Below are 16,576 nucleotides of genomic sequence, written 5' to 3'. Positions count from 1 at the left end.
GTAAAAAACGACTCATCACAGCATTCAGTGACAACGTGAGGGTCTTATTTTTTTCATAAATAAAAAAAGTGTATTGAAGGAGTGTATCGTATGAAAATTTCAACAAAAGGACGCTACGGTTTAACGATTATGATTGAGCTTGCGAAGCGCTTTGGAGAAGGTCCTATCTCGCTTAAAACTATTGCTCAAACGCATGATTTATCTGAACATTATTTAGAACAACTTATTTCACCGCTGCGTAACGCTGGGCTTGTAAAAAGCGTGCGCGGAGCTTATGGAGGTTACATCTTGGCACATGAACCTGCTAACATTACTTCTGGCGATATTATTTCCGTTTTAGAAGGTCCTATTAGTCCTGTAGAAGGAATTGAAGATGAAGAGCCTGCAAAACGCGAGCTGTGGATTCGTATTCGAGATGCAGTTAAAGAAGTGCTAGATAGTACAACGCTTGAAGATTTAGCAAATCATTCTGATGATGATCAAGCGTCTTATATGTTTTATATTTAATAATGAGCTAGGAGGCGTTTATTTTGGAACGTATTTATGTTGATCATGCAGCAACGTCTCCAATACATCCAGCAGTCGTTGAGAAAATGACGACTTTTATGCATGAGTACTTTGGAAATCCGTCTAGTATTCATCACTACGGGCGGGAAAGTCGACGCTATTTAGACGAAGCTCGCCAAACGATTGCAGCAAGTATTGGAGCACACGAAAATGAACTGATTTTTACAAGTGGCGGGACAGAAGCAGATAATATGGCACTGATCGGAGTCGCTCTTGCAAACCGCCATAAAGGAAATCATATTATTACCACGCAAATTGAACACCACGCTGTGCTTCATACGTGTGAATATTTAGAAACACAGGGCTTTGAAGTGACTTACCTACCAGTTAATGAGTACGGACAAGTATCTGTGGATGAAATAAAATCAGCCCTAACGGATCAAACAATTCTTGTGTCGGTGATGTTTGGAAATAATGAAGTAGGTGCTATTCAGCCAATTGGAGAAATTGGAGTTCTATTAAAAGAGCATGGAGCATATTTCCACACGGATGCAGTGCAAGCTTATGGATTAATTCCGTTAAATGTGCAACAATTAGGTGTCGATCTTTTATCCGTTTCGGCTCATAAAATTAACGGACCAAAAGGGATGGGCTTTTTATATGCAGCTGCTCACGTTTCACTGTCTCCTTTGCTATTTGGAGGAGAACAAGAGCGCAAACGACGAGCTGGAACTGAGAACATGACAAGTATCGTCGGGTTTGAAGAAGCTGTGAAAATTTCGCAACAAACGCTGCAAACACGTGCAGATGAATATAGAAGATACAAAGAAATAATGGTAGCTGTGTTGAAAGAAGAAGGTATTTCATTTGAAATTAACGGACATCTTGAAAATTCTCTGCCACATGTGTTAAATTTATCATTTCCAAAAACAAATGTTGAATCGATGCTCGTAAATTTAGACTTAGCAGGAATTGCGGCATCGAGCGGTTCAGCTTGCACAGCGGGAGCAATCGATCCTTCTCATGTGCTTGTTGCTATGTTTGGAAAAGGGTCTGAGCGTTTAACAACTTCTATTCGATTTAGCTTTGGCCTAGGAAACTCTGCTGAGCAAATTGAAAAAACCGCACGTCAAACAGCAAACATCGTTAAGCGACTAACGATGTAAATAGCAGCCATCAGTAGGGTCTTCATCCCTCACTGATGGTTTGTGTCGTTTCTTTCGCTTTTTAGCGAACAATTTAATTAAAATGAAGAAAACGGAGGTGGCGAAGTTGACAAAATCACCTAAAGATACACGTGTAGTAGTCGGAATGAGCGGAGGCGTTGATTCATCTGTAGCAGCTCTTTTATTAAAACAACAAGGATACGATGTGATCGGAATCTTTATGAAAAACTGGGACGATACGGATGAAAACGGCGTTTGTACTGCGACTGAAGATTATAACGATGTTATTCGCGTATGTAATCAAATTGGTATTCCCTACTATGCAGTCAACTTTGAGAAACAATATTGGGATAAAGTATTTACCTACTTTTTAGATGAATATAAAGCAGGTCGTACACCGAATCCTGATGTAATGTGTAATAAAGAAATTAAATTCAAAGCCTTTTTGGAGCATGCAATGACGCTAGGAGCAGACTATCTAGCGACAGGACATTATGCACGCGTTGCGTATCGTGACGGGGAGTATAAAATGCTTCGAGGCGTAGATGGAAATAAAGATCAAACGTATTTCTTAAATCAATTAGGACAAGATCAGCTTTCAAAAGTAATGTTCCCAATTGGAGAAATTGAGAAATCACAAGTGCGTGAAATTGCAAAAGAAGCAGGCCTTGCTACAGCAACGAAAAAAGACAGCACAGGTATTTGCTTTATTGGCGAACGCAACTTCAAGGAATTTTTAAGTCAGTATCTTCCTGCTCAGCCAGGTGTGATGCAAACGCTTGACGGCGAAGTGAAAGGCAAGCATGACGGCCTTATGTACTACACGATTGGTCAACGCCATGGTTTGGGTATCGGAGGCAGCGGCGAACCTTGGTTTGTAGTTGGAAAAGATTTAGAAAAAAACGTTTTATACGTCGATCAAGGCTTTCACAATGAGCTGCTTTATTCTACATCTCTTACAGCAACAAATGTCAGCTGGGTAAGCGACCGTGACTGGTCGTCACCAATGACGTGCACAGCAAAATTCCGCTATCGTCAAACCGATTCAGCAGTAACCGTTGAGAAAGTCGATGATGATACAATTAAAGTTATTTTTGCTGAACCCGTGCGGGCAATTACGCCAGGTCAAGCAGTTGTGTTTTACAAAGATGACGAATGTCTTGGCGGAGCAACTATTGACAAAGTATTTCAAGAAGAAGAGCAAATTTGGTACGTATAATTTATATAAGCAAGAACGAAAAACCTCAGCTGTATATAGCTGAGGTTTTTCTATGATATACTTTACTTATTGGGTAAACTAATAACTTACATATTCTAGATTTTCATGATGTGAAAATCTTTTAAATCATAACTAAAACAGTGGAGTGAACGAAAAAATGACAGATAAAAATCAGCTAGGAATTCAGTATATGCAGGAAGGGAAATTTGAAGAGGCTGCTAAAACATTTTCAGAAGCAATTGAAGATAATCCAAAAGATCCAATTGTGTATGTGAATTTTGGCAATTTGTTAGCGGCTGTTAGTGAGATGGATCGTGCTTTGAAATTTTATGAACGTGCGATTGAATTAGATGAAGAAACGGCAACAGCGTATTACGGAGCAGGAAATATTTATTTTAATGCAGAGCAGCTTGAGCAGGCAAAGCACTACTTTGATTTAGCAATCAAAAAAGGCTTAGATTCATCCGATGCCTACTTTATGCTTGGTTTAACGCTGTTTCATATGGAAGAAATTCGTTTTGCGATGCCTTATCTGCAGCGAGCGGTAGAACTAAACGAACATGATGTAGAAGCAAAATTTCAGTACGGTCTTTGTTTAGCACAGCTCGAAATGGTAGATGAAGCGATTGCTGAATTTCTTAAGGTAGTAAATCAAGAGCCAGAACATGCCGATGCTTTCTATAATTTGGGCGTAGCGTATGCCATGAAAGATGATAAGGACAAAGCAATTGAGATGTTAGATGAAGCTTTAAACGTGCAGCCAGATCACGTAATGGCAGCAAATGCTAAACAAGTTCTGTCTACATTAGAACATTAAGAAAGCGGGTAAAGGAAGGATAACATGAACGAAGAACTAGTGAACCCTTCACAGCCAGAACGTCATTATATAAGCGGCACGTCAATTGTAACGGTTTTTCATAACGAAGAAAACTTATATAATGTTACGCGGATACGGATCAAAAAAACAAATTTAGAGATTGAAGATAAAGAAACGGTCGTTACAGGCTATTTTCCTAAGCTTAATGAAGATGAAGTATACACATTTTACGGGGACTTCAAAGAGCATCCAAAGTTTGGTCTGCAATTTCATGTTGAGCAGTTTAAAAAAGAACTTCCGCAATCAAGGCAAGGGGTTGTTCAGTACCTATCAAGCGATTTATTTCACGGAATCGGTAAAAAAACCGCTGAAAATATTGTGGACGCCCTAGGAGAACGCGCTATTTTTCGTATTTTGCAAAATGAGTCCGTGCTAAAAGAGGTTCCGAGGCTTTCAGCCGACAAGGCAGAGGCTTTAGTAACGCAGCTTCGTGAACATCAAGGGTTAGAAGAAGTAATGGTAAAGCTGACAGACCTCGGGTTTGGACCGCAGCTTTCGATGAAGATTTTCCAAGCGTACAAACAAGAAGCGCTTGAAATTGTTCAAAATAATCCTTATCAGCTCGTAGAAGATATTCAAGGTATTGGTTTTAGCAGGGCCGATGAACTTGGAAAGAGGCTTGGTATGGCAACCAACCATCCTGATCGTTTGCGTGCAGGTATTTTATACGTCATTGAGCAAGAATGTAATCAAATGGGACATGTATACGTCACGGCAGATCAGCTGTATGGAAAAACAGCAGAGCTTCTTCGAAAAAGCAGGCATGAGAATCTGTCTGAAATGGATCTTACAAGAGAAGTGGACGCATTAAAAGCAGACAAAAAGCTTATCATTCAAGACGAAAAAATTTATTTTCCTCCCCTTTTCTATGCTGAAAAAGGGCTGGTTAAAGCTATTCAAAAAATTATGGCCCAAACGCAATACGAAGAGCAGTTTCCAGAATCAGAATTTTTACTAGCTTTAGGTGAACTAGAAGAGCGATTAGACGTGCAATATGCACCGTCTCAGCGCAAGGGCATACAAACTGCTTTAATGTCTCCAATGCTTCTTTTAACAGGTGGACCAGGTACAGGGAAAACAACGGTTATTAAAGGAATAGTCGAACTCTATGCAGAACTTCACGGATGTTCGTTAAATCCAGGGGATTATAAAAAAGATGAAGCTTTTCCTGTTTTACTTGTGGCACCTACTGGACGCGCTGCTAAACGAATGAGCGAAGCGACCGGACTTCCGGCAGTTACGATTCACAGATTATTAAAATGGAACGGACAAGAAGGATTTGACCATAATGAGGAGAATCCAATTGACGGAAAATTATTGATTGTGGATGAAGTATCGATGGTAGATTTGTGGCTTGCTCATCAGCTGTTTAAGTCTCTTCCTGCTAATTTACAGGTTATTTTAGTTGGAGACGAAGACCAGCTTCCTTCAGTAGGTCCGGGACAGGTGTTAAAAGATTTACTGAGTTCAGAAGTAGTTCCTACCGTCCGTCTGACAGATGTATACCGGCAAGCGGAAGGGTCATCGATTATTGATTTGGCTCATGAAATAAAAAAAGGAAAGCTTCCGGAAGACTTATCGAGGCAGCAAGGAGATCGTTCCTTTATTCGCTGTCACGGACAGCACATCACGAATGTCGTGCAACAAGTTTGCGGGAATGCGTTAAAAAAAGGCTATACGGCTAAAGATATTCAAGTTCTAGCTCCTATGTATAAAGGTCCTGCAGGGATTGATAAACTGAATGAAGTTCTTCAGGAATTATTTAACCCGGCTTCTGAGCAAAGAAGAGAGCTTAAGCACGGAGATATTACGTACCGAGTCGGAGATAAAGTGCTGCAGCTTGTAAATCAGCCGGATAGCAACGTATTTAACGGAGATATGGGAGAAATCGTCTCAGTTTTCTTTGCCAAAGAAAATACGGAAAAACAGGATATGCTGGTTATTTCATATGAAGGAAACGAAGTAACTTATACAAAGCAAGACTTTAATCAAATAACTCATGCATACTGCTGTTCCATTCATAAATCGCAGGGAAGTGAATTTCCCATTGTTGTGCTTCCAATTGTCAAAAGCTATTACCGGATGCTGCGACGCAATTTACTTTATACCGCCGTTACGCGAAGTAAACAGTTTTTAATTTTATGCGGCGAAGACGAAGCGTTTCAGCTTGGAGTCAGCCGGAATGAAGACAGCGTTCGACAAACGAATTTACAGCCCCTGCTTCGAGAAAGCTTGGATAACGACATAGAAGATCCCGAAATTCCATTTATGAAAGATGCAAATATTGGGATGGAAAACGTTACGCCGTATGATTTCATGTAACCTTTCGCATGCTAACAAAGAGTTAAATAAACTCCTTTGTTGCCATCCTTCTTTGCTAATTGTCAGAAAATAAAGTATGGGCGTGAAAAAAAGTGGACATAATGCGTTTATATAAGTAGAACGTATAAAGAGGTGTCGACTTTGTTTAAATGTCCAAACTGTAAAAGTATTGACGTTGGCAAAATTGGTGTAAATCAGTATTACTGCTGGAATTGTTTTATTGAAATGACTATTTCAAAAGGACAAATTAATACTCACCAAGTAGAAGAAGATGGAACATTGAGCTCGCTTGATGATTTGTTCTCAGATGACGAGCGCACAATCAATTTCTAATTCTTTTTTACCGGGAGGAAGAGCAATGGGCAGAATTATTCCGTCAGTAGTCGCTTTCGGTCTTGGAGCTTATGCATTTAAAATGGCAGATGATCGAGAGATGTTTACAAAAAGAAATATGAAAAAAATGCGTAAACGTATGATGAAAGCTATTCACTAATAAAAAAGCACTATTGCACTGAGCTGCAATAGTGCTTTTTTGCAGGCAGAAGATACAACTGCATGTATAAACTCCTTTCTTTATCAAAAAATAGAAGGGAGGAGGAGTTTACGTTGAAAGATAGTTCATTCAAATGGTTCTATAGATTCGGACTGCTGTTATTAGCACTGCTGTGCGTATTAGTCTTTTTTAAAGTCCAGTTTTTATGGCTGCCTGTTATTTACATGTTTTTAAAAGCACTGCTGCCTTTTTTTATTGCAGCATTCATTACATATTTACTTCATCCGCTTATTGAAAAAACGCATGATAAAGGCGTGCCTCGTCCTCTAGCTATTTTACTGATCTACATTATCTTTTTTGGAGGAATCGGGTTCGGAGCCTATAAGTCGTATCCTATTTTTGTGGAACAAGTAAAAGATTTAAATGAACAGCTGCCTCATTTTACGAATACATATAGACATTGGGTAGAATCGATTCATGATCGTACAACTTCACTTCCAAACGGTGTACATGAGAAAATTGAAGGCAGCATTGATGATGTAGAGGCTACGCTCAACGTGTGGCTTACAAAAGTGGCGGAAGGATTAAAATCATTGATTACCTCTTTTTTGATTTTAATCATTATTCCATTTATTGTTTTTTATATGCTGAAGGATTTTTCCTCTATTAAGAAAGCAACAGCTTATGTTACACCTAAAAAGTGGCACAAACCAGGCGAACGTTTTTTATCGGATGTGAATGAATCGCTTGGCAATTATATTAGAGGACAATTTTTTGTTTGTCTCATTATTGGTGTGATTGCCACAGCAGCACTTTGGTTCTTTCATGTACCTTATGCACTTCTTTTAGGCTTTATTATTGGCGTAACAAATATCATTCCGTATTTTGGCCCGATTATTGGTGCGGTTCCAGCAGCTATTATTGCAGCAACTATCTCGATAAAGTTGGTTATTACCATTGTCATTATTATCTTTGTGCTGCAGTTTCTAGAAGGAAATGTGCTGTCTCCGCTTATCGTAGGAAAGAGCCTTCATATTCATCCTTTGTTTATCATGCTTGCGCTCCTTTTAGGAGGAGAGTTTGGAGGAGTATTGGGTCTCATTTTGGCTGTGCCAATTTTAGCAGTCGTTAAAATATCTATTTTGCATATTCGCTCTTATACGCTCAAACATTGACAAAGAGCGGTTAATTTGTCATAATATCGCCATAAGAAAACGCTACATATTTTGAACACAATGATGGATCGAGTACGTTGCACACTGGTTTTTAGAGAAGGGCTTCCTTGGCTGAAAGAAGCGCTAAACAAAGAGCAGCTGAACGCTAGTCCAGAGTGCAGGCTAAAACCTGCCGTGTCAGCAACGTTAACGCTATGAAGGTGATAAATGCTTTTGGCATTTATAATCAGGGTGGTACCGCGAGTTCAACTCTCGTCCCTGCTACAGGGATGAGAGTTTTTTTGTGTGCAAATAACTAGCAATTACTTTTGGACACAGGGAAAATAGATGCTTTTATGTCATCATTTTTTTGTCTATAAATAAGAAGAGTATTAAAGGAGGACCAATCATGAAAAAACTGACGTCAGCACAAGTTCGTCAAATGTATTTAGATTTCTTTAAAGAAAAAGGCCATGATGTAGAACCAAGCGCATCTTTAGTTCCGCATGAAGATCCATCTTTATTATGGATTAACAGTGGAGTAGCTACATTAAAAAAATATTTTGATGGTCGTGTTATTCCTCAAAATCCGCGTATTTGTAACGCACAAAAATCTATTCGTACAAACGATATCGAAAACGTAGGTAAAACGGCTCGCCATCATACGTTTTTTGAAATGCTTGGTAACTTCTCTATCGGTGATTATTTCAAAGAAGAAGCAATCCAATGGGCATGGGAATTCTTAACGAGCGATAAATGGATTGGATTCGACGCAGATAAGCTATCTGTAACAGTTCACCCTGAAGATGAAGAAGCATTTAAGATCTGGAATGAAAAAATGGGCGTGCCTAAAGAGCGTATCATTCGTTTAGAAGGTAACTTTTGGGATATTGGAGAAGGTCCGAGTGGTCCAAATACAGAGATCTTTTATGATCGCGGAGAAGCATATGGAAATGACCTAACTGATCCCGAATTATATCCAGGTGGAGAAAATGAGCGTTATTTAGAAATTTGGAACCTTGTATTTTCTCAGTTTAATCATAATCCTGATAATACGTACACGCCGCTTCCAAAGAAAAATATTGATACAGGAATGGGCTTAGAGCGTATGGTTTCTGTTATTCAAGATGTGCAAACAAACTTTGATACAGATTTGTTTATGCCAATTATTGAAGCAACAGAAAATATTTCAGGCGCTAAATATTGTACAAATGATGAGCAAGATACGGCATTTAAAGTCATTGCTGACCACATTCGTACGGTAACATTTGCTGTAGGTGATGGTGCTCTTCCTTCAAATGAAGGCCGCGGGTATGTGCTGCGTCGTTTGTTACGCCGAGCAGTTCGCTATGCTAAAAAGTTAAACATTAATCGTCCGTTCATGTACGACCTAGTGCCGGTAGTAGGTGAAATCATGGTTGATTTCTATCCGGAAGTAAAGGAAAAAACGGATTTTATCCAGCGCGTAGTCAAAAATGAAGAAGAGCGTTTTCACGAAACGTTAAATGACGGACTAGCTATCTTGGCAACTGTTATTAAAAAAGAAAAAGCGCAAAACAGTGATACGGTACAAGGCGAAGATGTTTTCCGTCTATATGATACGTATGGCTTCCCTGTTGAATTAACGGAAGAATACGCAGAAGATGAGAACATGAAAATCGATCATGCAGGTTTTGAACGTGAAATGGAAGCACAGCGTGAGCGTGCGCGTGCTGCTCGTCAAGATTCTAGTTCTATGCAAGTTCAAGGCGGCGTACTTGGTGAAGTAACGGTTGCAAGTGAGTTTGTGGGCTATGATAAAAATGAAGTAGAAACAGTTGTTGAAGCAATTATTGTAGACGGTGAGCTTGTTGACCGTGCTGAAGCTGGAACAGAAGCGCAAGTCATCTTAAGCCACACGCCATTCTACGCAGAAAGCGGCGGTCAAATTGCGGACCAAGGTACGATCCAAAGTGCTTCAGGAAAAGCGGAAGTAAAAGACGTTCAAAAAGCGCCAAATGGTCAAAATGTCCAAACGGTATCTGTAACAAGCGGTGAGCTTGTAAAAGGTGAAACATACATGGCAACGCTTGATGAAGAAAACCGCAGTGCGATTGTGAAAAACCATACGGCAACGCATTTATTGCATCAAGCATTAAAAGATACGTTAGGAACGCATGTTAATCAAGCGGGTTCTTTAGTAACAGCGGATCGCTTGCGCTTTGACTTCTCTCACTTTGGTCAAGTGACACAAGAAGAGATTGAGAAAATTGAACAAATCGTTAATGAAAAGATTTGGGACAGCATCTCTGTACAAATTGAAAACAAAGCAATTGACGAAGCAAAAGCGATGGGTGCAATGGCACTATTTGGTGAGAAATACGGAGATATCGTGCGCGTAGTACAAGTAGGCGACTACAGCTTAGAATTATGTGGTGGATGTCACGTACCAAATACATCTGTTATCGGTTTATTTAAAATTGTATCAGAATCTGGAATCGGTGCAGGTACTCGACGTATTGAAGCTGTAACTGGAAAAGCTGCCTATCAGTTAATGAATGATCAAGTAGGTTTACTAAAAGAAGCTGCGGCAAAAGTAAAATCCAACCCGCGCGATTTAGTAGGGCGCGTTGAAGGATTACTAGAAGAAATTCGTAATCTTCAGCGTGAAAATGATTCACTATCTACAAAGCTTGGCAATATTGAAGCTGGCAATCTTGTTGACCGCGTACAAAACATTAATGGTGTAAATGTCCTAGCAGCAAAAGTGAATGCAACGGATATGAATAACCTTCGTGCAATGGTTGATGATTTAAAACAAAAATTAGAATCTGCTGTGATCGTATTAGCTTCTCCACAAGGTGAAAAGGTAAATATTATTGCAGGTGTAACAAAAGATTTAATTGCTAAAGGCCATCATGCTGGCAAACTTGTTAAAGAAGTAGCAACGATTTGCGGCGGAGGCGGAGGCGGACGCCCTGACATGGCGCAAGCTGGAGGAAAAGACGCTAGCCAAATTGAAAAAGCACTTGGCACTGTAGAAGAATGGGTTAAATCCGTTTAATTCTCCTCTTTCTTGGTGTACAATATAAATAAGACTTAGCATAGTGCACAATGTGTTCACAAATTAAGAGAGTGAGGTGGGACCGTGAGTTCATTTGATAAAACCATGCAATTTAATTTTCAAGATGAGCCAGCTGAAACAAACGTACATGAAGTATTGTTTACGGTTTATGACGCACTGCAAGAAAAAGGCTACAACCCGATTAACCAAATCGTTGGGTATTTGTTATCAGGAGACCCTGCTTACATTCCTCGTCATAACGATGCGAGAAACACAATTCGCCAGTTAGAGCGAGACGAGCTCATTGAAGAACTTGTTAAATCTTATTTACAACAGCATCGAAAGGATTCATAAATGCGCGTATTAGGATTAGATGTAGGAACCAAAACAATTGGTGTGGCAGTTAGTGATGAAATGGGATGGACAGCGCAAGGAATTGAAACAATTAAAATTGCAGATGAGCAGATGGAGCAATCATATCCTCGTTTACAGCAGTTAATTGACGAATATTCCGTAGAGAAAATCGTAGTGGGTCTTCCTAAAAATATGAATGGTACGATTGGCCCTCGAGGCGAAGCGTGCATCGAGTTTGCTGACAGCGTCAAAGAAAAACTTAACATTGAAACGATGATGTGGGACGAGCGCTTGTCAACGATGGCAGCAGAGCGAGTACTGCTGTCTGCCGACGTAAGCCGCAAGAAACGCAAAAAAGTAATCGATAAAATGGCAGCTGTTATGATTCTTCAAGGATACTTAGACAGCAAGCAATAAGAAAAGCAGCAGGCTTTGCTTAAGCTGGCAAGTTATGACTTTCCCTTTTACATATTCTTTTGTACGTAAAAGGGAAGTGAAATAACTGAACAGCTTGCTTTTCGCTGAAGAAAAAGTTAAGCTAAGAGCTTACAATATAAAATGAGGTGCAAACATGAGCGTAGAAGAAAATAAAATTACAATCGTCGATGAGAATGGAAATGAGCAGCTATGCGAAATTTTATTCACATTTGATTCTGATCAATATAACAAATCATATGTAATTTACTATCCAATCGGAGCAGACCAAGATGATGAAGAAGAAATTGAAATTCATGCATCTGCTTTCACACCAAGTGAAGACGGTCAAGACGGCGAGCTTCAACCGATTGAAACAGAAGAAGAGTGGGACATGGTTGAGGAAATGGTTAACACATTCCTTGACGAAGAAGGCGAATAATTATAGTGAAAAAGCTGATGACAATCGTTATCAGCTTTTTTTTACATAGCGGCCGTTCTTTTTAGATATAAAAAGGTTTTTCCTTGCATTCTTAGGGGAGATTGTATGATAATGACGAAAAATGAGATAAATTGTAGTATAATAATTCCTGCGTGTGAGAGTGCATTTTAATAAAAGAATTCATTGTTTGAACGGATGAAACTAGACTTTGGGCAGACAATAACATAAATCATGGAAAAAATTTAGGAGAGGCGATAGTTTAAGGAAGCGATACCATCTCACACCTATAGGAGATACGAATGAATCGCAATCTCATGTATCCTCTCTGTTCATACTTACAAAAAATCAAGAAGAAAAGAGGTGAAACTGGTTGTATCTTCTTTTACAGAAGTAGATTTAACCAGGAAGCTGCTTGTCGCAACAAACATTTTTACCACCTAATCGTTCAAGGAAAAAACGAGTTATTTTTATTACAATTATCGTACTTCTTTTACTTGTTGGCGGTGCATTTTTCTATGCTCAATCCCGCTTAACACCCGTGGATCGAAACAGCAATAAAAAAGTAAATGTGACCATTCCACAAGGTTCTTCCGTTCAATCGATTGGTACGGTATTGAAAAAAGAAGATTTAATTAAAAGTAAAAGTGCCTTTCGCTATTACGTAAAATTAACCCATGTATCTGGATTTCAAGCTGGAACGTATTTATTTTCTCCTTCCATGAGCTTAGGGGAAATGGTTGAAAAAATGGAAAAAGGCGAGGTTTCAAAACAACCTGATATTCGTGTCACCATTCCAGAAGGACGCCAGCTTGTCGAAATTGCTGATATCATTGCTAAAAATACAAAGTTTACAAAAGACGAAGTCATGAAAAAGCTAGACGATAAGGCATTCATCAATAAAATGAAAGAAAAGTATCCAGATTTAGTAACGGATGAAGTGATGCAAAAAGATATTAAACATCCGCTAGAAGGTTATTTATATCCCGTTACGTATGATTTTTATGATAAAAATGTGTCGTTAGATGAAATATTGGATAAAATGGTAGGGAAAACAAATAATGTATTAGGTCAGTACAGTGGGCAAATGGAAAAGAAAAAATTCAGTGCACATAAATTGTTAACCATGTCTTCTCTAATTGAAGAGGAAGCGACTGCGAAAGTCGACCGAGAAAAAATTGCCAGCGTCTTTTATAATCGCCTTGAAAAAAACATGCCTCTTCAAACGGATCCAACCGTATTATATGCCTTAGGAGAGCATAAAGACCGGGTGTTCTATAAGCATTTAGAAGTGGACTCTCCTTACAATACGTATAAAGTAAAGGGGTTGCCTCCAGGACCAATTGCCAGCTCTGGATTGATGTCAATCAAAGCTGCGTTACATCCAGCCAATACAGATTATTTATACTTCTTGGCTACACCTGAAGGAAAAGTTATTTTTACCAAAACGTTAGAAGAACATAACAAAGAAAAAGCCAAGCATATTACAGGTAAAGAAAAGCAAAATACCGAAAAATAATTGGAAATTTAAAATTGGGGAATCGCGATACTTCGCATTCCCCATCTTTTATGTTAAAATATATCGGGTTTACGTAAAAACGAAAAAAACTTATAATAGACTAGTTGTCTTACTATTTTGCAGTAATGAAACGTTATGAAAACATAATGTAAAATGTACTTCTGAGAACGGAGGAAGTGTTTTGCTTTTACAAAACGTAGAGCAGTATGTGGAAAAGCTTATTCCTAAGCGCCAGGAGCTTATTGAAGAAATGGAAGCTTATGCAGAAGAACATCACGTTCCGATTATGGAATTGATTGGTGTTGAAACGCTATTGCAAATTCTTCGTCTTCATCAGCCAAAACATATATTAGAAATTGGAACAGCGATTGCATATTCGTCTATTCGAATCACCCATACGCTTCCAGAGGCACGAGTGGTTACGGTAGAACGAAATGAAGAGCGTTACCAAAAAGCGCAAGAGTTTATTGAACGGGCGGGAAAACAAGATAAAATTGTGTCGTTGTTTGGAGATGCACTTGAGCTTAGAGATGAAATTGAACGTCATGGTCCTTATGATGCAGTCTTTATCGATGCAGCTAAAGGTCAGTATCAGCGTTTTTTCGAACATTATGAGCCGATGCTATCTTCTAAAGGAATGATTATTTCGGATAACGTACTATTTAAAGGTCACGTAGCGACCGATTTGGCGGAAGTAGAAACACGTCGACGCCGTAGCTTAATTAAAAAAATTCAGGCATACAATACGTGGCTGATGAATCATCCCGATTATTATACAACTATTCTTCCTATTGGAGACGGAATCGCGATTAGTATTAAAAGAGGTGACCAAGAATGAAAAAACCAGAACTATTAGTGACACCAACTGCAGTTTCGGAAATCGAATCATTACTACAAGCTGGAGCAACAGCTATTATGGTTGGTGAACAGCGCTACGGTTTGCGTTTAGCAGGTGAATTCAAACGTGAAGATATCGTAGAAGCTGTAAATATTGCTCATCAGCATGATGCAAAAGTCTACGTAGCGATGAACGGATTATTTCACAATGATAAAATCGCCGAATTAAATGAATATATTTTATTCTTAAAAGAAGCAAGCGTGGATGCGATTGTATTTGGAGATCCGGCTGTATTAATGGCAGTGCGTGAAACAGCTCCAGAAATGAAGATGCACTGGAGTACTGAAACAACGGGAACAAACTGGTATTCATGTAACTACTGGGGCCGCAAAGGAGCTAAGCGTGCAGTTCTTGCTCGTGAGCTAAGCATGGATAGCATCATTGATATCAAAGAAAAAGCCGAAGTAGAAATTGAAGTTCAGGTGCATGGCATGACGTGTATGTTCCAATCGAAACGTTCACTTCTTGGCAACTACTTTGAGTATCAAGGAAAAGTCATGGAAATTGAAAATCGTAAAGTAGAAAAAGATATGTTTTTACTTGATAATGAGCGAAACAATAAGTATCCAATTTTCGAAGATGAAAATGGAACGCACATTATGAGTCCAAATGATATGTGCATTATCGATGAGCTTTCCGAAATGATTGACGCTGAAGTAGATGTATTTAAAATTGACGGCGTATTAAAGTCACCCCAATATATTTTAGAAGTAACAAAAAAATATCGTCAAGCGATTGATTTATGTGTAGATGACCGTGAAGAATACGAAAACGTTAAAGACGATTTGTTAGAAGAAATTGAAAGCTTGCAGCCAATTAACCGCCCGTTAGACACAGGGTTTTTCTTTAAAGAAACGGTATATTAAAAAGCATGCAAAGAAAGATAAACAAAGGAGGTACAAACGATGGCTGTTCAAATCGATACTGTAGTAGAAGGTAAACGAGTTATTACGAAAAAGCCTGAGTTGTTAGCTCCAGCCGGTAACCTTGAAAAATTAAAAGTTGCCGTACACTATGGAGCAGATGCTGTGTTTATCGGAGGAAAAGAGTTTGGCCTTCGTTCAAATGCAGATAACTTTACATTTGAAGAAATGGCAGAAGGTGTTCAGTTTGCAAACAAATACGGCGCACGTATTTATGTTACAACAAACATTTTTGCTCACAATGAAAATATGGACGGACTTGAAGATTATTTAATGGGATTAGAGCGCGCTGGCGTTTCTGGAATCATCGTAGCTGATCCGTTAATTATCGAAACCTGTCGACGCGTTGCACCTAAGCTTGAAGTACACTTAAGTACGCAGCAATCACTTTCAAACTGGAAAGCCGTTCAATTCTGGAAAGAAGAAGGATTAGAACGTGTTGTACTTGCTCGTGAAACGGGTGCTGAAGAAATGCGCGAAATGAAAGAAAAAGTGGATATTGAAATTGAAGCTTTTATTCACGGAGCGATGTGTATTGCTTATTCAGGCCGCTGCGTGCTAAGTAACCACATGACAGCGCGTGATTCAAACCGTGGAGGCTGCTGTCAATCATGCCGTTGGGACTATGATTTATTTAAAGTAGAAGACGGTAAAACGGAAACGCCTTTATTTGATGAGCAAGACGATCCGTTTGCAATGAGTCCAAAAGATTTAAATTTAATTCAATCTATCCCTCAAATGATTGAGCTGGGTATTGATAGCTTGAAAATTGAAGGACGTATGAAGTCGATCCACTATATTGCAACAGTGGTGAGCGTATATCGCAAAGTGATTGACGCATACTGTGCAGATCCTGAGAATTTTGTGATTCAAAAAGAATGGCTTGATGAGCTAGACAAATGTGCGAACCGCGATACGGCTCCCGCCTTTTTTGAAGGGGTTCCTGGAGTGGATGAACAAATGTTTGGCGTACACGGCAAGAAAACAAAATTTGATTTTGCTGGTTTAGTATTGAATTATGATGAAGAAACAAGCATCGTGACATTGCAACAGCGTAACTATTTTAAACCGGGAGAAGAAGTGGAATTTTTTGGTCCGGAAATTAAAAACTTTACGCAAAAAATAGATAAAATTTGGGACGAAGATGGCAATGAACTAGATGCTGCGCGTCATCCGCTGCAAATTGTGAAATTTAAAGTGGACCAACCTCTATTTTCATATAACATGATGCGAAAGGGGATTTAAATA

General features: G+C 39.1%; 16 protein-coding genes. All 16 read left to right on the top strand.

Features of this window, described 5'->3' with window-relative positions; all coding sequences use genetic code 11:
• The first annotated feature begins 90 nt into the window (after positions 1 to 90).
• The 16 genes from cymR to ACRPLY_RS17900 all read left to right on the top strand — a co-directional run bounded on the left by cymR (position 91) and on the right by ACRPLY_RS17900 (position 16,573).
• Positions 91 to 507 (top strand): cysteine metabolism transcriptional regulator CymR, encoded by a 417-nt coding sequence (gene cymR, locus ACRPLY_RS17975; RefSeq protein WP_013059297.1) that lies wholly within the window; start codon positions 91 to 93, stop codon positions 505 to 507.
• A gap of 23 nt (positions 508 to 530) precedes the next feature.
• Entirely contained in the window at positions 531 to 1,673 is a 1,143-nt protein-coding gene (locus ACRPLY_RS17970; RefSeq protein ID WP_025750574.1) for a cysteine desulfurase family protein, read from the top strand.
• A gap of 106 nt (positions 1,674 to 1,779) precedes the next feature.
• On the top strand, positions 1,780 to 2,892 hold the full coding sequence (gene mnmA / locus ACRPLY_RS17965) for a tRNA 2-thiouridine(34) synthase MnmA (protein ID WP_432232078.1): 1,113 nt from the start codon (positions 1,780 to 1,782) through the stop codon (positions 2,890 to 2,892).
• A 157-nt stretch (positions 2,893 to 3,049) separates the two neighbouring features.
• On the top strand, positions 3,050 to 3,709 hold the full coding sequence (locus ACRPLY_RS17960; protein WP_013085089.1) for a tetratricopeptide repeat protein: 660 nt from the start codon (positions 3,050 to 3,052) through the stop codon (positions 3,707 to 3,709).
• A 24-nt stretch (positions 3,710 to 3,733) separates the two neighbouring features.
• Positions 3,734 to 6,091, top strand: coding sequence for an SF1B family DNA helicase RecD2 (recD2, locus tag ACRPLY_RS17955; RefSeq protein ID WP_047749816.1), 2,358 nt, complete (start codon positions 3,734 to 3,736; stop codon positions 6,089 to 6,091).
• A gap of 141 nt (positions 6,092 to 6,232) precedes the next feature.
• Positions 6,233 to 6,424 carry a hypothetical protein gene (locus ACRPLY_RS17950; protein ID WP_013059292.1) on the top strand — a complete coding sequence of 64 codons (192 nt, stop codon included), beginning with the start codon at positions 6,233 to 6,235 and terminating at the stop codon, positions 6,422 to 6,424.
• Between the two features lie 25 nt (positions 6,425 to 6,449).
• Positions 6,450 to 6,584, top strand: coding sequence for a YrzQ family protein (locus ACRPLY_RS17945; RefSeq protein WP_013059291.1), 135 nt, complete (start codon positions 6,450 to 6,452; stop codon positions 6,582 to 6,584).
• A 113-nt stretch (positions 6,585 to 6,697) separates the two neighbouring features.
• A complete protein-coding gene (locus ACRPLY_RS17940; RefSeq protein WP_028411681.1) occupies positions 6,698 to 7,759 on the top strand; it encodes an AI-2E family transporter in 1,062 nt (353 codons plus the stop codon).
• 388 nt (positions 7,760 to 8,147) lie between these two features.
• Positions 8,148 to 10,781: an alanine--tRNA ligase gene (alaS, locus tag ACRPLY_RS17935; protein WP_154973091.1), complete on the top strand. Its 2,634-nt coding sequence runs from the start codon at positions 8,148 to 8,150 to the stop codon at positions 10,779 to 10,781.
• A gap of 84 nt (positions 10,782 to 10,865) precedes the next feature.
• Positions 10,866 to 11,135 (top strand): IreB family regulatory phosphoprotein, encoded by a 270-nt coding sequence (locus ACRPLY_RS17930; RefSeq protein ID WP_013059287.1) that lies wholly within the window; start codon positions 10,866 to 10,868, stop codon positions 11,133 to 11,135.
• Positions 11,136 to 11,552: a Holliday junction resolvase RuvX gene (gene ruvX, locus ACRPLY_RS17925; RefSeq protein ID WP_182028481.1), complete on the top strand. Its 417-nt coding sequence runs from the start codon at positions 11,136 to 11,138 to the stop codon at positions 11,550 to 11,552. It begins immediately after the preceding gene.
• Positions 11,553 to 11,706: 154 nt separating this feature from the next.
• Positions 11,707 to 11,991 (top strand): DUF1292 domain-containing protein, encoded by a 285-nt coding sequence (locus ACRPLY_RS17920; protein ID WP_013059285.1) that lies wholly within the window; start codon positions 11,707 to 11,709, stop codon positions 11,989 to 11,991.
• 412 nt (positions 11,992 to 12,403) lie between these two features.
• Complete coding sequence (gene mltG / locus ACRPLY_RS17915; protein ID WP_028411679.1) at positions 12,404 to 13,507, top strand: endolytic transglycosylase MltG; 1,104 nt, start codon at positions 12,404 to 12,406, stop codon at positions 13,505 to 13,507.
• Between the two features lie 181 nt (positions 13,508 to 13,688).
• Positions 13,689 to 14,345 carry an O-methyltransferase gene (locus ACRPLY_RS17910; protein ID WP_048019730.1) on the top strand — a complete coding sequence of 219 codons (657 nt, stop codon included), beginning with the start codon at positions 13,689 to 13,691 and terminating at the stop codon, positions 14,343 to 14,345.
• A complete protein-coding gene (locus ACRPLY_RS17905; RefSeq protein WP_028411677.1) occupies positions 14,342 to 15,271 on the top strand; it encodes a peptidase U32 family protein in 930 nt (309 codons plus the stop codon). The genes ACRPLY_RS17910 and ACRPLY_RS17905 overlap by 4 nt, the downstream gene beginning before the upstream one ends.
• 39 nt (positions 15,272 to 15,310) lie before the next feature.
• Positions 15,311 to 16,573 carry a peptidase U32 family protein gene (locus ACRPLY_RS17900; RefSeq protein ID WP_028411676.1) on the top strand — a complete coding sequence of 421 codons (1,263 nt, stop codon included), beginning with the start codon at positions 15,311 to 15,313 and terminating at the stop codon, positions 16,571 to 16,573.
• Positions 16,574 to 16,576 lie beyond the last annotated feature (3 nt).

The sequence above is a fragment of the Priestia sp. TGN 0903 genome (assembly GCF_050846855.1).
Taxonomy (GTDB): Bacteria; Bacillota; Bacilli; order Bacillales; family Bacillaceae_H; genus Priestia; species Priestia zanthoxyli.
Note: the sequence above shows the minus strand (reverse complement) of the source record. Positions and strands in the feature narration are given on the sequence as shown.

Coding starts and splice junctions, on each gene's coding strand:
- cymR (WP_013059297.1), top strand. CDS start 91: ATGAAAATTTCAACAAAAGGACGCTACGGTTTAACGATTATGATTGAG.
- ACRPLY_RS17960 (WP_013085089.1), top strand. CDS start 3,050: ATGACAGATAAAAATCAGCTAGGAATTCAGTATATGCAGGAAGGGAAA.
- recD2 (WP_047749816.1), top strand. CDS start 3,734: ATGAACGAAGAACTAGTGAACCCTTCACAGCCAGAACGTCATTATATA.
- ACRPLY_RS17945 (WP_013059291.1), top strand. CDS start 6,450: ATGGGCAGAATTATTCCGTCAGTAGTCGCTTTCGGTCTTGGAGCTTAT.
- alaS (WP_154973091.1), top strand. CDS start 8,148: ATGAAAAAACTGACGTCAGCACAAGTTCGTCAAATGTATTTAGATTTC.
- ruvX (WP_182028481.1), top strand. CDS start 11,136: ATGCGCGTATTAGGATTAGATGTAGGAACCAAAACAATTGGTGTGGCA.
- ACRPLY_RS17920 (WP_013059285.1), top strand. CDS start 11,707: ATGAGCGTAGAAGAAAATAAAATTACAATCGTCGATGAGAATGGAAAT.
- ACRPLY_RS17905 (WP_028411677.1), top strand. CDS start 14,342: ATGAAAAAACCAGAACTATTAGTGACACCAACTGCAGTTTCGGAAATC.
- ACRPLY_RS17900 (WP_028411676.1), top strand. CDS start 15,311: ATGGCTGTTCAAATCGATACTGTAGTAGAAGGTAAACGAGTTATTACG.